Source organism: Campylobacter sp. CNRCH_2014_0184h (genome assembly GCF_025772985.1).
Taxonomy (GTDB): Bacteria; Campylobacterota; Campylobacteria; order Campylobacterales; family Campylobacteraceae; genus Campylobacter_D.
This window is the reverse complement of the sequence record NZ_JAKMTB010000003.1, coordinates 62,085-80,851: the sequence shown is the minus strand read 5'-3', so window position 1 is coordinate 80,851 and position 18,767 is coordinate 62,085. Positions and strand designations below refer to the sequence as shown.

General features: G+C 30.1%; 22 protein-coding genes. 12 read left to right on the top strand and 10 right to left on the bottom strand.

Annotated elements, in window-relative coordinates:
• Complete coding sequence (locus tag L8X36_RS03910; RefSeq protein WP_263682612.1) at positions 1-1,005, bottom strand: GGDEF domain-containing protein; 1,005 nt, start codon at positions 1,003-1,005, stop codon at positions 1-3.
• Positions 1,006-1,058: 53 nt separating this feature from the next.
• Between L8X36_RS03910 and L8X36_RS03905 the strand changes: the two genes are divergently transcribed.
• Genes L8X36_RS03905 through L8X36_RS03895 form a run of 3 tightly spaced genes read left to right on the top strand, consistent with a single transcriptional unit; the run spans position 1,059 to position 3,345 of the window.
• Complete coding sequence (locus tag L8X36_RS03905; protein WP_263674879.1) at positions 1,059-2,633, top strand: ABC-F family ATP-binding cassette domain-containing protein; 1,575 nt, start codon at positions 1,059-1,061, stop codon at positions 2,631-2,633.
• On the top strand, positions 2,630-2,962 hold the full coding sequence (locus tag L8X36_RS03900) for a hypothetical protein (protein ID WP_039617462.1): 333 nt from the start codon (positions 2,630-2,632) through the stop codon (positions 2,960-2,962). The genes L8X36_RS03905 and L8X36_RS03900 overlap by 4 nt, the downstream gene beginning before the upstream one ends.
• A 50-nt stretch (positions 2,963-3,012) precedes the next feature.
• Positions 3,013-3,345, top strand: coding sequence for a hypothetical protein (locus tag L8X36_RS03895; RefSeq protein WP_214099013.1), 333 nt, complete (start codon positions 3,013-3,015; stop codon positions 3,343-3,345).
• Between the two features lie 19 nt (positions 3,346-3,364).
• Here the strand turns inward: L8X36_RS03895 and L8X36_RS03890 are convergent, their stop codons facing one another.
• On the bottom strand, positions 3,365-3,946 hold the full coding sequence (locus L8X36_RS03890) for an IMPACT family protein (protein WP_263682611.1): 582 nt from the start codon (positions 3,944-3,946) through the stop codon (positions 3,365-3,367).
• Between the two features lie 74 nt (positions 3,947-4,020).
• Here L8X36_RS03890 and galU point away from each other — a divergent pair, with 74 nt between their 5' ends.
• The 4 genes from galU (at position 4,021) to L8X36_RS03870 (ending at position 7,563) form a co-directional block, all read left to right on the top strand.
• Positions 4,021-4,851, top strand: a complete 831-nt coding sequence (galU, locus tag L8X36_RS03885) for a UTP--glucose-1-phosphate uridylyltransferase GalU (protein ID WP_263682610.1) — start codon at positions 4,021-4,023, stop codon at positions 4,849-4,851.
• Complete coding sequence (locus tag L8X36_RS03880) at positions 4,841-6,064, top strand: glucose-6-phosphate isomerase (RefSeq protein WP_257905858.1); 1,224 nt, start codon at positions 4,841-4,843, stop codon at positions 6,062-6,064. Before galU ends, L8X36_RS03880 begins: the two co-directional genes overlap by 11 nt.
• A gap of 128 nt (positions 6,065-6,192) precedes the next feature.
• A complete protein-coding gene (locus L8X36_RS03875; protein WP_039667974.1) occupies positions 6,193-6,642 on the top strand; it encodes a Dps family protein in 450 nt (149 codons plus the stop codon).
• A 9-nt stretch (positions 6,643-6,651) separates the two neighbouring features.
• Positions 6,652-7,563 carry an alpha/beta fold hydrolase gene (locus tag L8X36_RS03870; protein WP_263682609.1) on the top strand — a complete coding sequence of 304 codons (912 nt, stop codon included), beginning with the start codon at positions 6,652-6,654 and terminating at the stop codon, positions 7,561-7,563.
• On the opposite strand, the gene L8X36_RS03865 is transcribed toward L8X36_RS03870, so the two are convergent.
• Both L8X36_RS03865 and L8X36_RS03860 read right to left on the bottom strand, forming a co-directional pair.
• Positions 7,544-8,707, bottom strand: coding sequence for a 2,3,4,5-tetrahydropyridine-2,6-carboxylate N-succinyltransferase (locus L8X36_RS03865; RefSeq protein ID WP_263682608.1), 1,164 nt, complete (start codon positions 8,705-8,707; stop codon positions 7,544-7,546). The genes L8X36_RS03870 and L8X36_RS03865 overlap by 20 nt on opposite strands.
• A gap of 9 nt (positions 8,708-8,716) precedes the next feature.
• Entirely contained in the window at positions 8,717-9,820 is a 1,104-nt protein-coding gene (locus tag L8X36_RS03860; RefSeq protein WP_263663592.1) for an Mrp/NBP35 family ATP-binding protein, read from the bottom strand.
• Positions 9,821-9,927: 107 nt separating this feature from the next.
• Between L8X36_RS03860 and L8X36_RS03855 the strand changes: the two genes are divergently transcribed.
• The 5 genes from L8X36_RS03855 to L8X36_RS03835 all read left to right on the top strand — a co-directional run bounded on the left by L8X36_RS03855 (position 9,928) and on the right by L8X36_RS03835 (position 14,036).
• Complete coding sequence (locus tag L8X36_RS03855) at positions 9,928-11,043, top strand: bifunctional 2-C-methyl-D-erythritol 4-phosphate cytidylyltransferase/2-C-methyl-D-erythritol 2,4-cyclodiphosphate synthase (protein WP_263682606.1); 1,116 nt, start codon at positions 9,928-9,930, stop codon at positions 11,041-11,043.
• Positions 11,040-11,915: a response regulator transcription factor gene (locus tag L8X36_RS03850; RefSeq protein ID WP_039667971.1), complete on the top strand. Its 876-nt coding sequence runs from the start codon at positions 11,040-11,042 to the stop codon at positions 11,913-11,915. Before L8X36_RS03855 ends, L8X36_RS03850 begins: the two co-directional genes overlap by 4 nt.
• The gene (locus L8X36_RS03845) at positions 11,893-13,053 is read left to right on the top strand and encodes a sulfate adenylyltransferase (protein WP_263682604.1); all 1,161 of its coding nucleotides are present in this window, start codon (positions 11,893-11,895) and stop codon (positions 13,051-13,053) included. The genes L8X36_RS03850 and L8X36_RS03845 overlap by 23 nt, the downstream gene beginning before the upstream one ends.
• 2 nt (positions 13,054-13,055) lie before the next feature.
• On the top strand, positions 13,056-13,547 hold the full coding sequence (locus tag L8X36_RS03840; protein WP_263682602.1) for a phosphatidylglycerophosphatase A: 492 nt from the start codon (positions 13,056-13,058) through the stop codon (positions 13,545-13,547).
• A gap of 66 nt (positions 13,548-13,613) precedes the next feature.
• Positions 13,614-14,036, top strand: a complete 423-nt coding sequence (locus tag L8X36_RS03835) for a hypothetical protein (protein WP_263682600.1) — start codon at positions 13,614-13,616, stop codon at positions 14,034-14,036.
• 170 nt (positions 14,037-14,206) lie between these two features.
• On the opposite strand, the gene mnmA is transcribed toward L8X36_RS03835, so the two are convergent.
• Genes mnmA through L8X36_RS03805 form a run of 6 tightly spaced genes read right to left on the bottom strand, consistent with a single transcriptional unit; the run spans position 14,207 to position 18,767 of the window.
• Positions 14,207-15,223: a tRNA 2-thiouridine(34) synthase MnmA gene (mnmA, locus tag L8X36_RS03830; RefSeq protein ID WP_263682599.1), complete on the bottom strand. Its 1,017-nt coding sequence runs from the start codon at positions 15,221-15,223 to the stop codon at positions 14,207-14,209.
• A complete protein-coding gene (locus L8X36_RS03825; protein WP_263682597.1) occupies positions 15,186-15,821 on the bottom strand; it encodes a TIGR00730 family Rossman fold protein in 636 nt (211 codons plus the stop codon). Before L8X36_RS03825 ends, mnmA begins: the two co-directional genes overlap by 38 nt.
• The gene (gene fliY / locus L8X36_RS03820) at positions 15,818-16,657 is read right to left on the bottom strand and encodes a flagellar motor switch protein FliY (protein ID WP_263682595.1); all 840 of its coding nucleotides are present in this window, start codon (positions 16,655-16,657) and stop codon (positions 15,818-15,820) included. Before fliY ends, L8X36_RS03825 begins: the two co-directional genes overlap by 4 nt.
• Entirely contained in the window at positions 16,647-17,738 is a 1,092-nt protein-coding gene (gene fliM, locus L8X36_RS03815; RefSeq protein ID WP_039667962.1) for a flagellar motor switch protein FliM, read from the bottom strand. Before fliM ends, fliY begins: the two co-directional genes overlap by 11 nt.
• Positions 17,738-18,424, bottom strand: a complete 687-nt coding sequence (locus L8X36_RS03810) for an RNA polymerase sigma factor FliA (RefSeq protein ID WP_114640014.1) — start codon at positions 18,422-18,424, stop codon at positions 17,738-17,740. Before L8X36_RS03810 ends, fliM begins: the two co-directional genes overlap by 1 nt.
• Entirely contained in the window at positions 18,411-18,767 is a 357-nt protein-coding gene (locus tag L8X36_RS03805) for a hypothetical protein (RefSeq protein ID WP_039617428.1), read from the bottom strand. Before L8X36_RS03805 ends, L8X36_RS03810 begins: the two co-directional genes overlap by 14 nt.

Genomic DNA, 18,767 nt, shown 5'->3' with positions numbered 1-18,767 from the left:
TTAATCCTTTTGTCTTCTAAGTTCTAATTTTGCTTGTTTTAAACTTTCTTCTATGTTTTCATTTTTGCTTGATAAACAAAGTTTAATTTCTAATTTTGCATTTTGCTCTTTCAATTCAAAACTATATTTTTGCATAAAATTTTCAAGCATTTGAAGCTTACTTTGCACAAAGGCCATGTTTTCATTTTCAAATACAATGATAAAATAATCCTTATCATCTTTAAAAACCCTAGTATGTAAGGCTTTTTTTAAAATCCTAGCAAACTCATACATTACAAACTCGCCCATTTTTGAGCCTTTTTGATGATAAATTTCATTGATATTTTTTACTTCAATCAAGGCTAAATGAAAATTTTCAAGTCCTTGTGCATATCTTCTTAAGGCTTTTAAATTTGGCAAATTGGTTAAAGTGTCAAAAAAGGCTATTTTATAAGCTTTATACGCTAAAAATCCTATCAACACTAAAGAAGCAAATTCATAATAACCCAAATCAACACTATTGTAAAATAAAAACTGCACACTCAAGCCCATATAAGCTAGTAAAAAATGAAAATCATTATTTTTAAAATATGAAAATAATAAAAATATCATTCCCGCCCAAAACACACAAAAGCTTAACTCACTAATAGGCTTAAAAAATTGTGTTGAAAGGCCAAAAATCTCACTTGTAATGCTTGCATTAAAATTAGTACTTGTGCTAAGTATTAACGCTACAAAACCCATAAAGACTAAATACGCAAATTTAATGAGATTAATTCTTTCAAACACAAGCTTGCTATCTTGCAAAAACACAAAAAGCACAAAAGAAAAAGGTAAAAATACCGAGATAAACAAATGCGCTTGATACTCACTTGCTACTAAAGATAAAGCTCTAGCACATAAAATCAACAAAAGTAAGAAAAAAATCTTATTTTGCTTAAAAAAATAAGCTAAAAATAAAGCTAAGATATTAAAAACCAAAGTCATACTAGGCAATGTTTTTAACAATAAATACGAAAAATCCAAAATAATAAACCTTTTTTTGTTAAAATTATAGCAAAAATATTTTAAGGATATTAATGGTAGAAGTAAAAAATCTCACTATGCGTTTTGCGAACCAGCTTTTATTTGAAGATGTAAATTTAAAATTAAACCGTGGTGAAAGATATGGACTTATAGGCGCAAATGGCGCAGGAAAATCAACCTTTTTAAAAATTCTCTCAGGCGAAATAGAATCAAGCAGTGGAGAAATTTGTATAGATCCAAATTTAAAAATCGCTGTATTAGGACAAGATCAATTTGCTTTTGAAAACTACACTATCAAAGATGCGGTAATGTGTGCAAATAAAAGATTATATGATGCACTAAAAGAAAAAGAAAAACTTTATATGAGTGAAGAATTTACCGATGAAATCAATGATAGATTAAGCGAGCTTGAAATCATAACAGCAGAAGAAGATCCAAACTATGATTGTGAACTTAGATGTGAAAAAATTCTTAGTTCTTTAAATATTAAAGATTTTAATGCTCTTATGAGTACTTTGCAAAGTGCGGATAAATTTAAAGTTTTATTAGCACAAGTATTATTTTTAGGTGCTGATGTATTATTTTTAGATGAGCCTACAAATAACCTTGACTTAGAAGCTATTTCTTGGCTTGAAAATGAACTTTTAAGACATGAGGGAACTTTAGTAGTAATTAGCCATGATAGACATTTTCTAAATAAAGTTTGTACAAGAATTTTAGATGTGGATTTTAAACAAATACGCGATTTTGCTGGAAATTATGATGATTGGTACATGGCCTCAACCTTACTTGCTAAACAAGCTGAACTCAAACGTGATAAAACCTTAAAAGAAAGAGAAGAATTAGAAAATTTCATACGCCGTTTTAGCGCTAATGCTTCAAAAGCCAAACAAGCTACAAGTAGAGCTAAAGCTTTAGAAAAACTTGAGCTTGAAGAGATTAAAACTTCAAGTAGGCGTGATCCTAGTATAGTTTTTAGAACAAATAGAGAAATAGGAAATGAAGTTTTAGAATTAAAAGGTATTAGCAAAGCTTATGATAAAACTTTATTTGAGAATTTAGAATTAAAATTAGAAAAAGGTGATAAAATAGCCTTAATCGGAGCAAATGGTGTTGGAAAAAGCACTTTAGCCAAAATCATTGCATCAAAATTAGAACCTGATAGTGGTCATATTCACCTTGGTGCTACCATAGAAATGGGATATTTTTCACAAGATACGACAAATTTAATCAATGAAAATTTGAAACTTTATGAATGGTTAATGAGTGAAAAATTCAAAGATTTAGATGAAATTCGCAAATGTCTTGGTAGAATGCTCTTTAGTGGAAGTGATCAAGAAAAAATGGCTTCTAGTTTAAGTGGGGGCGAAAAACACCGCTTAATGCTTTCAAAATTAATGTTAGAACGTGGAAATTTCTTACTTTTAGATGAACCGGATAATCATTTAGATCTTGAAAGTATCATTGCATTAGGTGAAGCCTTGTATAATTTCAAAGGTTGTGTGATATGCATAAGCCACGATAGAGAGCTAATTAGTGCTTTTGCCAATCGTATATGGTTTTTAGAAGATGGGAAATTAACAGACTTTAAAGGAAGTTATGACGAATTTTTAGGAGGTTTAGAATGAATTCGTTTAAGATAAAATATGCAGCTGGTTTTGGACATTTTACTCAAAATCACAGAGGTTTTGGCCCAACTATTTATGTAGAAGAAAGTATTGATTTTCAAAGTGAAAAAGATTATTTTGACTATGTTGAATTTTATGAAAAATTCAGCAAAGAAGATGATACTTATTTTCACATTTCATTTTTAGAAGATCGCCCTTTAACTTCTCAAGAATTAGAAAGTAGAAATGCCTATAGAAAACTAAGAGATGAACGCTGTAATAAAGCTAGAGAAGAGTTTATTAAAAACAATGAAATAGAAGCTGAATACTATCCAACTCATGGCGATTAAGGAATGATTTTTGCTTGTTTTTTCCTTGTAATATTTTGAAAGGAGAAAGCATGCAAGTTAACCATGATAATTTATCGGTTAAAGAATATGGGTATGGTCAAAGTAGTGCTTATAAAAGCACTCAAGGAGCTAATGAAGACTTTATGTCTTTACTTAGTCAAAACAATAGTGAAAATTTAAACGAGCAAAGTATAAAACTTGATGAGCTTTTTTCAAAAGCTATGAGTCAAGATCAATTTAGCACAGGAATTTTTAGCTCAAATATGTCAAATATTTATAATTATCGTTTTAGAGGACAAAACGAAACTCCTATGCAAGCTAATATAGAAGACAAACAAGAACCACAAAAAGATATGGTAAAAGATCTTTTAAGTTCTTTATAAAAATGAAGTAAGCAAACGCTTACTTCCAAACAAGCCCGCTAAATTCAAACTCTTTTGCAAATTTTTTAAATTCCTCCTCTTCTTTTGCATTAACACTTAAAATCAATTCAACATTTTCTTGAAATTTTTTTTCATAAGAAATGTTATTTTTATTTAAAAAATGCTCAAATCTTGCATAAAGATGAAAAGGAATGTTTAAAATTAAAATATTTTTAGCTTCAAATTCTAAAAGCGTTGCATTTAAAATAGCTTCATTTGTAGCTTCACTATAAGCTCTTACAAGACCACCTGTACCAAGTTTAATCCCTCCAAAATAACGCACCACAATCACCGCACAATTAACAAGCAAAGACCCTCTTAAAACATTCAAACAAGGCATTGCAGAAGTTCCTTTTGGTTCACCATCATCGCTTTTATCTTCTATGATTTGATCAAATTCATTTAAATACCTATAAGCATATACAAAATGCACAGCTTTTAAATGCTCGTTTCTTAGCTTTTGCATTAAAGTTTGAAAATCTTCAAAAGGACATAAAAAAGACAAAAAAGTTGATTTTTTGATTTCTATTTTTGCTTGATAAATTTGATCAATGGTTTTCATATTTTCCTTAATTTAGCTATAATATTTAAATAAAATTATAATCAAAACAACTTATAAAAATTTAAGGATAAACTATGCTTCAAACTTGTATTTTTCCTGCAGCAGGTTATGGTACTAGATTTTTACCTGCTACAAAAACCCTACCTAAAGAAATGTTGCCTATACTAACTAAACCTTTAATTCACTATGGTGTGGATGAAGCTTTAGAAGCTGGTATGGAAACTATGGGTTTTGTTACAGGGCGTGGAAAAAGAGCTTTGGAGGATTATTTTGATATTTCTTATGAACTTGAACACCAAATCGCAGGCACTAAAAAAGAATATCTTTTAAGTGAAATAAGAACACTCATAGATCGCTGCACTTTTACTTTTACAAGACAAAATGAAATGAGAGGCTTAGGAGATGCGGTTTTAAAAGCAAAGCCTTTAGTGCAAGATGAAGCTTTTGGGGTAATTTTAGCAGATGATTTATGCGTAAATGAAGATGGGGTAAATGTCCTAGCTCAAATGGTAAAAATTTATGAAAAATACCGCTGCTCTATTATAGCTGTGATGGAGGTTGAAGCTGATCAAGTCTCAAACTATGGAGTTATAGCTGGAAATGCTGTGGAAGAGGATTTAATCATGGTAAATTCTATGATAGAAAAACCTGATCCAAAAGATGCTCCAAGTAACTTAGCCATCATAGGAAGATACATTCTAACACCTGATATTTTTGGCATTTTAGAAAATACCAAAGCAGGTAAAAATGGAGAAATTCAACTAACTGATGCCTTACTTTCACAAGCAACTAATAATATGGTTTTAGCTTATAAATTTAAAGGAAAAAGGTTTGATTGTGGAAGCGTAGAAGGCTTTGTGGAAGCGACAAATTATTTTTATGAGAAAAGTAAAAATGCTAAATAATACTTTATTTTTTAAAACCCAAGATTTTAAAAAAATCACCGCTTATGCAAATAGAATGAATGATGAGTTAGAAAGTGGCGATATAGGGTATTATCACTTAGTAGATACGAGCTTTGATTTAATCAAAGAAAGTAAAGAATTTATCGCTACTAAAACTCATATAGAAAATATCGTTTTAGTGGGCATGGGTGGATCAAGTTGCGGGGTTAAAGCTTTAAAAGAGCTTTTATTTGATCAAATAGAAGAAAAAAAACTTTTTATTATTGACAATACTTCCTCGCATACTTTTACCCAAACTATGCAAAAAATAAATCCCCAAAAAACACTTTTCATTATAGCAAGTAAATCAGGTACAACTATAGAGGTGATTTCTTTATTTAAACTCATCATTGCTCATTTTGATTTTAAAAATGAAAATTTACACGAAAACTTTGTGTTTATTACTGATTTTGAATCAAAACTTCATAAACTAGGTGAAGAATTAAACATAAAATGCTTTTTTATACCTAAAAATGTCGGTGGTAGATTTAGTGTTTTATCTGCTATTGGTATTGTTCCCTTGAGCTTTTGTGGCTATGATACTAAAGCCTTATTAGAAGGTGCAAAAGCTTGTTATGTGGATTTTTTTGAGAAAAAATGTGATCAAATTTTACAAAAGGCTTATCATTACTGCACACATAAAAGTGCGCATATTAATGTGCTTTTTTCTTATGGAGATGCTTTTAAAGGTTTTAATGAATGGTATATTCAACTAATTGCTGAAAGTCTAGGTAAAAAACAAGGCTTTAAACGTATAGGTTTAACTCCTATTGCTTTAATTGGCGCTAGAGATCAGCATAGCTTTTTACAACTTATCATGGATGGACCCAAAGATAAAACTGTTACTTTTTTAAAAATCAAAGATAGTCAAAAATCTCCTAGTATCCCAAATATAAGCTTTAATCATTTACAAAATTGTGATTTTACTAATGAAGTTAATTTACATGATCTTTTAAACGCGCAATGCGATGCAACCATGCATGCATTAATTGCTGAAAATTTAAGTGTTGATGTAATAGAACTTGAGAAATTAGATGCTTATCATTGTGGGTATTTGATGTATTATTATGAGTTATTTACTTCTGCATGTGGCATTATGCTTGGAATTAATACTTATGATCAACCTGGTGTAGAGGTAGGAAAATTAATACTCAAAAATATGTTAAGTAAATAAATTTGCTTTATTGTAAAAAAAGAGTATAATGAAAATACAATAATTACTAACATTAAAATTTATTATATAATAATTATTATTATATAAGAATTTTATGTTATAATTTTAAAAATAAAAAAGGAGATAACATGTCAGTAACAAAACAATTATTACAATTACAAGCGGATGCTCATAGTTTATGGATTAAATTTCATAATTATCACTGGAATGTAAAAGGTTTACAATTTTTCTCAATTCATGAATATACAGAAAAAGCTTATGAAGAAATGGCAGAACTTTTTGATGATTGTGCTGAGAGAGCTTTACAACTAGGAGAAAAAGCTATCGTTTGTTCAAAAACATTACTAGAAAATGCAAAAGCACCTAAGGCTCAAAAAGATTGCTTTACTCCAGTAGAAGTTTTAGAGCTTATTAGAGAAGATTATAAGTATCTTTTGGCTGAATTTAAAAAGTTAAATGAAGAAGCTGAAAAAGCAAGTGATACTACAACAGCAGCATTTGCTCAAGAAAATATTGCAAAATATGAAAAAGTTCTTTGGATGCTTAATTCAACTATCCAAAATACTTGCTCTATGTAAGAATTTATAATGTTTTTTGACTTACAAAGCTTTATTGCTTTAAGTCAAAAAACAAATTTAACTTCCCAAGAAAAACTACTTTTATTAAAACTTCGTACTCATTTTGAAAAAAATATCAATTTATTGCAAAAATTATATGATTATAGTTTGGTAGCTTATTGTGCTAATGTACATTTAAATCAAAGCTTAAAAAAAGAAGGTTTGCAAAAACACAAAGCCATTATAAAAGCTTTAACTAATCCTTTTTATAAAAAAGAAAAAATCCCCGTAGGTGGTTTAAACAATGCATTTTTAGCTTTAAAATTTGTAAAAAATTATGAAATACTTGAACACATCAACGAAACACACCCTCAATCTAAAATGGGTTTTAGGGCTAGTTTTATTTATGATAAAAAAAGAAAAAACTATATTTTAGCCTTTGCAGGGAGTGATTTAAATCCTTTGTGTTTTGATTTTAAAGATCTTTATAGTGATTTTTTGATTTTACTTAACAAAACTCCAAAAGGTCAAATTCAATCCATGCAGTATTTTTACAATCAACTTAAACAAAAATACACCATTGATAAAAAGCTCATCATTATAGGACATTCTTTAGGAGGATATCTAGCTCAAGCTTTTGCAAGAACCTTTCCTAGTATGGTAAAAGAAGTCTATGCCTTTCAAGCACCTGGTTTAAACCAAAACTTTCAAAATCTTTCTTATATAAATTTTCATATAAATACCACCCATAATTTAAATTTCAAAACTTACAAATGGTGGAATTTTAATTTTGTGCAAAAGCTTTATAAAAAAGATAGCAAAGAAATTTTACTACACACAGGAAGCATTAAACATCACCCTAGCGTGTGTATTTATAAACTACATGAATTATTTAAAATTCTTAACCCACAAGGGCTAAGAATTAATGCAAATCTTCATTAAGTTTTACAGCCTTTTTATTAAAAGCTGCTATCATCACTCCACTTTGAGAATCTTGTCTAAAATGTAAGCCATTTAATCCTGCTAATTCTAAACCTTTGTATATATCTTTATCAAATTTAAAATCAGGGTTGATTTTTTGAAGTTCTTCTTTATTTTTTAAAGCAAATTTAGTCCCTTCTAAAACAGCAATACCCGCATCAACGATACAATTATCCCCTAAAGGAATTCCAGTAACTGAATTTGCACCCAAAAGACAAGCTTTACCGATGCTAATAGCATTACCACTTGTACCACTTAAAACACCAAGTATAGAAGCACCGCCTCCTACATCGCTACCTTCGCCCACAACAGCTGAAGAACTAATACGCCCTTCTACCATACAAGCTCCAGTTGTACCTGCATTAAAATTCACATAAGCAGCCCCTGGCATTATAGTAGTGCCTGCAGCTAAAACCGCACCCATTCTTACTTTAGAGCTTTCTAAAATTCTAGTATTATCCTCAGGAATAACATGAGCTAAAAATCTTGGAAATTTATCTACATAATCAATCCTTGGATATCTTCCACTCATTTTTAAATCAATCTCATTTTCTCTTAAAAAGTCTAAATCAATAGGCTTATTATCACTCCATGCAACATTTGGTAAAATACCAAAAGCACCTGTTAAATTTAAGCTTCTTAAAGGTACTTTTTTATTGGAAAGCAAATAAAGTTTCAAATACACACTTTCTAAACTTTTTGGTGCTTCATCTTCAAAAATACAAACAAAAGAAAAAGCATTTTCTCTAAAATTTTCCTTTGCTGCTTTGATTGCTTCTATATTTTTATGACCTTGCTCTTGCAAAAATGGTGCAAAGCATTCAAGTGCAAAATCCAAATCGTCTTTAATCAAAGTAGCCACAAACTCACTTTCATTAAAATCAACATCAACCCCTCTTCTAAAAAAAGCTTCAAACATAACAGCTGCAGCAGCATAATTTTGCTCAAAATTAATCACACCAAAATTAGCTTGAAGTTTTTTACTAGGATCAACTTGACTTAGATCAAGCCTTGCTATAGCAAAAGCTTTAGGCTTTTTATAATTAATCCTTTGTTCGATTTGCTTGATTAAATTTAAAAATTCTTCTTTACTTTCTATTGGCATATTTTCTCCTTATTGCGAGCACGCACTTTTGCCATTCATTACAGGTTGAATAGCTGAATTATCTACTTTACCTTCTTGATTAACCTTTTCTATAAATTCCCAGATTTTTTCAGCAGCTTGCAAATATCTTTTTGAACTTACACTCTCAGGCATATAAAAACTTACAGGCTTACCACTATCTCCACCTTCTCTTACACTCATTTCGATAGGAATTTGAGCTAAAACTTCACATTTATAAGCTTTTGCCATTTCTTCTGTGGTGCCTTTACCAAAGATATCATATTCTTTGCCATTATCAGGACATAAAAAGCCACTCATATTTTCTATAATACCCGCAACAGGAATGTGTAATTTTTCAAACATATCTAGCGCTCTTTTGCTATCATCTAAAGACACTACTTGAGGAGTACTTACACACACACCTGCACTCACTGGCACACTTTGAGCTAGGGTAATTTGCGCATCACCAGTTCCTGGAGGCATATCAAGCAATAATACATCAAGTTCAGGCCAAAGCACATCAGCTAAAAGTTGCTCAATTGCTTTCATAATCATAGAACCACGCCACATCAAACCTTTACCTTCTTCTATTAGCACACCCATACTCATCATATAAACCCCATGAGATAAAATAGGACGAATTTTTTGACCTACAATTTCAGGCTTGCTTTTACTCTCACCTAACATTCTTGGTATATTTGGCCCATAAATATCCGCATCTAAAAGCCCTACTCTTTTGCCCATTTTAGCTAAAGAAATCGCTAAATTTAAAGTTGTAGTACTTTTACCTACCCCACCTTTACCGCTTGAAATCATAAGGAAATTTTTAATTTGTGGAGCGATATTTTTACCACTTCTTGAATTGCTTTTTTCTTCAGGAATTTTTGGTTGAATGATTTCTAAATTAAGCTCTAAATTTAAATCTTTTAAAGCATTTGCAATATTTAGTCTAAGCTCTTGTGCGATTTGAGCATTAGCTGAAACGATTTCAACTACTATATGAGCTTGATTTTCATTTGCTTCAATTTTTTTTACAAAACCAAAACTAACTATATCTTTTTTAAAGCCTGGATATATAACTTGTTTTAGTCTTTCTTCGATTTTTTCCTTCAATTTTTCTCCTTGTTATTTAAAATGATTAATTCTACTAACATAAATATAAATTTTGGCTTTTATGGTGTATAATATCGTAACATTAATAAGAAATTAAGGTGTAACAAATGTTAGATATTTCCTTGATTATGCTATCTGCGGGAGAATCATCAAGATTTAATGCTCCGGTAAAAAAGCAGTTTTTACGACTAGGTGAACAACCTTTATGGCTTTATGCTACTAAAAATTTAAGTTCTTTTTATCCTTTTAAACAAATAGTTGTTACTTCTGGTAATATTTCTTATATGAAAAAATTTGCCCCTGAATATAAATTTGTCCAAGGTGGTACAACTAGAGCACAATCTTTACTCAATGCTTTAAGTATGGTTGAGAGTGAATATGTTTTAGTTAGTGATGTTGCAAGGGTTTTAATTTCTAAAAACCTTTTTAACAATATCATAGAAAATCATGACAAAGCTGATTGTATTACACCTGTTTTAAAAGTAAGTGATACTACAATTTATGCTCAAGAAGCTATCGATAGAGATAAAATCAAACTCATACAAACCCCTCAACTTTCGCGCACAAGTATGCTAAAAAAAGCTTTAGAACAAAGCTCAAACTTCACCGATGATAGTACAGCTATACAAGCTATTGGTGGTAAAATTTGGTATGTACAAGGTGATGAGTTGGCGAAAAAAATTACCTTTAAAGAAGATTTGAAAAGCTTAAATTTACCAAAACCATCTTGGGATATTTTTAATGGAAGTGGTTTTGATGTGCATGAATTTGGAGAGCAAAGAGCCTTGCTTTTGGGTGGAGTAAAAGTACATGAAAGTATGGGTTTAAAAGCTCATTCTGATGGAGATGTATTAGCTCATGCACTAATTGATGCGCTTTTGGGTGCAGCAGGGCTTGGAGATATTGGTGAACTTTTCCCAGATAATGATATGCAGTATAAAAATGCTGATTCTATGCTTTTATTACAAATCGCTTATACTTTGGTGCAAAATTATGGTTTTGAGCTTGTAAATGCTGATATTACCATCATAGCCCAAACACCTAAAATGAAAGATTTTAAAGAAGCTATTGCTTTTAATATAGCTAAAACATTAAAAACCACACCAAATAAAATCAATATCAAAGCTACCACTACAGAACATCTAGGTTTTGTAGGAAGGAAAGAAGGGATTGCTGTTTTAGCAAGTGTAAATTTAAAATATTTTGATTGGATGAAATTATGAAAGTTTTAATAGTAGAAAATGAATTTTATTTAGCCCAAAGCATAGGATCAAAGCTTAATTCTATAGGTTATGATTGTGATATTATCGCAAATGTTAATGAGCTGACTCATCATGATTATGAAATCATTTTGCTTTCTACTAGTATGGCTAATTTTGAACATATTATAGAAATTTTTAAGCATAAAATCATTATTTTACTCATATCTTACATAAGTTCAGATACTGTTTTAGCTCCTTTAAAATCTGGTGCTAGTGATTACATACAAAAACCTTTCATGATAGAAGAATTAATGCGCAAGATTAAGCATTTTCAAGAATTTAAAAAAATCACTATGCTAAATAGCACCTATCAAGCATATTTAAAACATAAATTTGAAACAGCAAAACTACCAACTTTTGATTATAAAAAATTCAAATTACCTTTGATTTTAAAAACTAATAATCAAATTTTTGCTGATCATTTTGTATTTAATTATACTAATGAGCACAACATCGCAAATGTTTATATAGATCTTTCACACCAACAAAATTTAGATAAAATTTTCAAAGACAATTCTTTGTATTATTTGGTTAATTTTCAGACCCTAAAGCCCTTAGAAAAAGAAAAGGTGTTAAACCTTGCTTTAAAAAAGGCTGTTATTATACATACAAGTACGAATATTGAGCATAGCAATTTTCAAATTTTAGAGCTAGGTGAAGATGAAAAAAGTTTTGAAAGTAATGGAATTTTAACCATTGATGATTATGTTAAGCATATTATCATTAGTTATCAAAATATCTTTCCTGATACGGATTTATCCAAAAAATTAGGAATTTCAAGAAAATCTTTATGGGAAAAAAGGAAAAAATATGGCATTACAAAGAAAAAATAGCATTATAATCTCAGAAGAAGAATACGAAGTTTTATGTTTCATTAAAGAAGGAATTTTTGGTTCTTTTACAAAATTGATGAACGAACAAGAAAGAGATAAATTTTTAAAAAATGAAGCAATAAACGGATATAAATTTCCCTATGCCTTAACTTTTGCTCCACACAATGAAAACAAAAAAATCATAGAAAATGCCAAAGTTAAAGACAAAATAGATTTTGTATGCAATGATCAAATAGTAGGCCACATCATCTTAGAAAGTAAATTTAAAAACGATAAAAACATTAATGATATTTTTACACCTAATACATGCTTGATTGATGATTTTGGAGAAATTTGCATTAGTGGTGAATTTGAAATTTATCACAATCGTATCAAGGCTATAAAAGAAGATTTTGAAAAAATCAAAAAAAGATTAAACCCTTCTAATATCACTGCTATTGTTTCAAGTTTTGATCCTTTTCATAGAGCGCATGAAAGAATTTTAAGATGGGCTATAGAGCAATCTGATCTAGTAATTATTTTCCTTATAGAATCTTATGAAAGTAATGGTTTAAACCTAAAACTTAAAAAGCGTTGCTTTGATGTTTTTGCGCAAAATTATTTACCATCTTCTAGAGTTTTACTCATACCTTTACATAATATCAAAATTTTTGCCTCGCATTTAAATCCGGTACTTGAGTGTGCTTTGGCTAAAAGTTTTGATTGTAATAAACTGTTTGTAGGACAAAATCACGCAGGGCTTGGAATGTATTTTAATCAAAACAGAGCCTTTACTGTACTTGATGATTTTGCAAAAGATTACAATATAGAAGTAACTATACTTCCTGAATTTGTATTTTGTGATGAGTGTAAAATGATAGTAAGCACCAAATCATGCCCACATGGAGCTCATCATCATATGAAATATCATGGCGATTCTTTAAAAAATTTACTCAGACTTGGTATCATTCCACCAGCAGTTTTTATAAGAAGAGAAATTTCTGCTTTGATTTTATCAGAGCTTTTTCCAAATCGTTTCCATAATAAACAAAATATCTATAGCAATCTTTTCCCTACGCATGGTATTTTAGAATATAGAGGCGATAAAGAATTTTATGAGCAACTTATAAAACTCCATCAAATGTCATATATGGTGTAATCATGCAAAAATTATTTTTAACTTTTTTTTATTCAGGTAGTGTTAATAAAGCTCCAGGAACTTTTGGCACAATAGCAGCGCTAATCCCTGCTTTTTTTATTTTAAGGTATTTGGGCATAGGAACCTTGATCTTACTTGCAATTTTGCTTTTTTTAATCTCTATAAAAATCATCGATCAATACGAAAAACAAACAGGTATACACGATGATAACCATATTGTAATAGATGAAGTTGTAGGAGTGTTTTTAGCTTTGGCAATTTGCGGGCAAAGTGTTTTTACTTTTTTACTTTCTTTTGTTTTATTTAGATTTTTTGATATCACAAAACCTTCTATCATAGGTAAAATTGACAAAAAAACCAAAGGCGGTTTAGGTGTAATGCTAGATGATGTTTTAGCAGGAATTTTCGCAGGATTATTTAGTGCTGTGATTTATGGAATTTTACTTAAATTTGATCTTTTATGGTTTGATATAAGTATTATGGAGATATTTTAATTCGTAATTTTTTGATTTAACTTCATTTATGATAAACTTCATAAACTAAAACAAAAAGGATAAAAAATGATTAAAAAAACAATGTTTGGTGCTTTAGCATTAATTTCTTTTATAGCATGTGCTAATGGAGTAGATTATAAATATGATCCAAGTAGAGGTTCTAAAGGTGGTTATGATTTATTCATTAAAACTTTAAAAAAAGATTATGGCTCTAATGTTGTGATAAAAAACCTTAAAGATGTTGATTTAAATGCTTTAAAAGAAAAACATCCTGAAGTAGCTGAAGATTTTGAAGGTATTAAAATAGAACAAGATGGATTGCTAGGAGATGTTGCAAGAGGCGAAATAGAATATGGCGATGTTGTTTATATCAACTATAAAAATGGCGATTTGAATAAACATAAAATAGTTTATGGAGCATGTGATACAAGAAAATGGAATAAAGAAAGATGTGAAGATCGTGGAGCAATTGTTGATATGACTGAATAAAATCAACCTATCAAATGCAATATAATTTTTCTAAGATAAGATTTACTTAATCTATCTTAGAAAAACCTCAACTACAATTTTCTTATTTTTTATTACAATAAAATAATTTTAATTTTTAAAAAGAAGTTAGTATAAAGGGTGAACGCCAAAAAGGGTGCAACCCTTTAGCGTTAATTTATAAATCCACTTGCAAGCACTAAATCTTTATCGTAAAATACTGCCATTTGTCCGCTAGCAAGTCCATAAACAGGCTCTTGTAAGATAATTTTTGCACTTTTATCTTCATTAATCAAAACTTTACATGGGGTTGATCTTGATCTATAGCGTATTTTTACTTCACAATCTAATTCTTTAGCATCGATAAATAAATTAATATTATCAAGGTTAAATTCACTTATCTTAAGCTCTTCTTTTTTACCCACTATGATTTCATTTTTCTTAGGATCAATTTTTAATACAAAATGTGGTTCATGAGCCCCACGCACCTCAAAACCTCTTCTTTTACCTATGGTATAGTGCATATAACCTTCGTGTTTTCCTACTTCTTTACCACTACTATCTCTTACAATACCTGGAATTTTAGTATCCATAAACTGATCTAAAACTTGCACATAAGTATCTTCCACGAAACAAATCTCAGAACTTTCCTTTTGTGTTGCAAAAGATTTTAAAATATCGATTGTAGAAGCAAATTTTTTTACATCTTCTTTTTTCATCTCTCCAAGAGGAAAAATCAAATACCCTAAAGCCTCTTTATCTGCATTTGCTAGAAAATAGCTTTGATCCTTACTCTCATCAACCGCAGTTTTAATCAAACCATTTTCTATCCTTGCATAATGACCTGTGGCTAATTTTTCACAACCTAAACTCTTAGCAAATTCTAAAAGCTTGCCAAGCTTGATAAAACGATTACACAAAGCGCAAGGATTTGGCGTTTTACCTTCCTTATAGGTATTAACAAAAGGCATATAAACTTGATTTTTAAAATCTTCTTGTAAGTCTAAAATATGATATTTGATGTCTAAAAATTTAGCAACTTTTTCAACTTTTTGTATATTTTCTTCATGATAATTAGCTTTTCCATGAAGCTTCATATAACAACCTATAATCTCATGTCCTGCTTGTTTTAACTTATAAGCAGTTACAGTACTATCTACACCCCCACTCATTGCAACAAGAATTTTCATCTTTTTCCTTTATCATTCTTATAATTTCATCCAAATCATCACTTATACTATACTTTAACTCATCATTTTTAGATATAGTTCCAAGTCCTAGTAGAGAAGTTTTGATAAATTCATCAAGAGGTTGCCAAAATTTTTGCCCAACTAAAATAATAGGAACATCCTTTTTAAAACTAAGTTGTTTAAGAGTAAGAATTTCAAAAAATTCATCTAATGTTCCAAAGCCGCCTGGGAAAATCACAAAAGCTAGACTCTTTTGAATAAGAGCCATTTTGCGAATGGCTAAGCTCTTAAAAGTGATATTATACTCTAAAAAGTCATTTGCTTTTTGCTCAAATGGTAAATGTATATTAAATCCAAAAGATTTTAAATGTGAAGCTTGACTTTGCATAGCCCCATAATTTGCAGCTTGCATAATACCACCGCCACCACCACTGATGATACTATAACCAAGATCTGCTAACTTCTGGGCTAATTTTGAAGCCAAAATACAATACTCATTATCTTCTTTTAAACGCGCAGAACCAAAAAAAGTTATACCTTTTTGAATTTTTTCTAATTCTTTAAGATAGGCAATATCTTCAATGACATATTCTTTCATCTTAGCTGTTCTAATCTTTCTTTTTTAGAGCCTATCTCAGTAATTTGCACTCCAAAGTTTCCATCTACGATAACTACTTCCCCGTAAGCGATTTTTTTATCACCTATTAAAATTTCTAAAGGATCATTTGCTAATTGATCAAGCTCGATAACCGAACCTATATCCATGGTTAAAACATCTTTTAAAAGCATTTTTTTACTACCTATACGCACTCTTATAGGTAAGCGTACATCCATGATCAAACCGATATTTCTTAGCTCTTCTACATTAGCCAAGGCTTTATGATCTTGTGTATGATCTTCACTTGTTGCTACAATTTCTTCTAAGTCAGTTTTGGTTAAAATCTTATAAATTTTTTCATCAAAAACCAAAGAAATTTTTTCTTCTAAATCAGCTATTTTTACATTATATAAATATAATTTATGAAAACCACCAAGTTCTAAGCTATCTGCAACAAATTCACAATTTTCTAGACTAAACTCCATTTTTGGAATTTCTTTTTGTGCGCCTAAGGTTGTAGAAAATGCTGAGATGATATTTTGTATAGCTTCTTTGGCTGCATCCATTTCATCTTCATTTAGCTCACTGTTTTTGGAGATTTCTTCTTCTCCCATCATCCACTCACCAATTGCACTCATTAAAACCGCACTGGCTAGGATTTTGATTTTCATTTCATTATTAACGCTAAAAGTAGCGCTAACTAATGGTGGAATCATAGAATCTTGAGAATTTACATCATACTCATAATACTCACTAAATTCAGCACTTTTTCCTGTTAAACCTTCTATTGTACTTACACATTCATTGACGAATATGCCTAAAAAATCATTGATCATCGTCTTCCTCTTCTAGTTCTTCATTATCATCATACGAATTTGCTTTTGCTCTTCTTTCATCTTCATATTTTTCAAGCATTTCTTTAATCTCATCTTTATCAGTTTTGATAAGTTCTAAGATTTTAATTGACTTTCTAAATCTATGAAGCCCCACTTGAGCTAAAAATACTTCTTTTTTATCAATAGCTACTATAGCTTTATCGTCTGCACTTCTATCAAGCTTTAAAATATCCCCTTGTTTTAAATCCAAAAATTCATTCACATTGATAAAAGTCTTACCAAGCATAGCTTCATAAATTACCTCAGCACGACCGATCAAGGTTTTAAGTTCTTTATTTCTTGATTTTTTAGCCGAAGTTTCACCCATCATAATATCACGATTTGCCAAACGACTCAAAATACTTTCCAAATGCACAACCGGATAGCAAATATTAACCATACCACTTGAATTTCCGATGATAATTTCCATTACCACCATGATAACAATTTCATTTTGAGAAACTATTTGCACAACATTTGGACTTGATTCTTTTGCTTCAACACTTGGATAAATTTCAGTAACATTCATCCAACTTTCTTTAAGTCTTTGCATAATAATACGCAAAATAGAATCAAGCAAATTAAGCTCGATTTCTGTAAGCTCTCTTAAGGTGTCAAAACTCTCTCCTTGACCACCTAAAAGTCTATCTATCATAGGAAAAGCAATGCTTGGATTAATCTCTAAAACGCAGTTTCCATCTAAAGGTTTAATTGAAAAAACGTTAAAGCTTGTTGGCGAAGGCAAAGACATTAAAAACTCACCATAAGTCATTTGATCCACCGAGTGAAGTTTAATCTCAACTATACTTCTCATCATAGATGAAATTTGCGAAGCAAGATTTCTTGCTAATTTATCATGAATCCCTTTAATAGAACGAAGTTGTTCTTTAGAAACCCTGTTTGGACGCTTAAAATCATATACTACTATATCTCTTTTATCTTCTAGCTCTTCTAATTTCGAAGAAGCTGCACTTTCATCACTATCATCATCAACAACTTCTAAAAGAGCATCAATTTCTTCTTGGGAAAGTATCTCAGCCATTAAACTAGCCTTTCTCGAATCTTCTTAAGCAAACGCTTATGAATTTGTGAAATTCTTGACTCGCTAATCTCTAAAATCTCTGCGATTTCTTTTAAATTTAATTCTTCATAATAATAAAGCTGTATTACAAGCTTCTCTCTTTCTTTGAATTCTTCCAAAACTGCATTGATTTTTTCTATTAATTCTTCTTTTTCTATTTGTTCTATAATATTACTATCATTAAAGCAATTTAGCTGTTCATCCAAAGGCATAACAAGCGATATAGCATGAGCCGCTCTTGCTTCTTTTACCTTTTCTACTTCTAAATTTAGTCTTTGTGCTAAATATTCATCATCAGGCTCTTTTTCATTTTCTTGATAAAACTCATCTATGATAACATCAATATCTTTGATGATTTTTCTATTGCTTCTACTCATTACATCAAGGCTTCTTAGATAATCAAGCATAGCTCCATTAACTCTTTTTCTTGCAAAACCCCAGAAATTATCATTTTGTTCTTTATCATAACGGCGTGAGAGTTTGATCATTTCCTCTACACCAATACTAATTAAATCATTTACATCAATACTTGCAGGCAAACGCTCTTTAAGCCTAAAAGCCATAGCTCTTAATGCTGGCATATAAGAGATGACTAAATCATCTTGTTCTTTTTTTAGCGTAGAAGCATAGGCATTATGCGGCTGCATGTTTTACTTTTCTTTTTGAAGAGCTTTCAAGCTTTTTAAGGTCTTCACGCTCTTCTTGAAGTTTTTCAAGCAAGTAATCCATTTTCTTTTCTCTTGCGGCTAATTCTGCTATAAAACTATTATTTTCATTTTCGTATTTTTCTTTATTAAAGCTTCTACCGCTAATTTTATTAACATCTACAAAAATCATAATTACTATATGGATTAACACATAAAATACAAAAGTAATCAAACAAGTATATACAACTATCTCTACTGCATCTTCTATATTAACTATGGTAAACATTAATCCTATAAAAAAACCACAAACAGTAAAAAAAGCAACAAAATTCTCTGGTCTCAT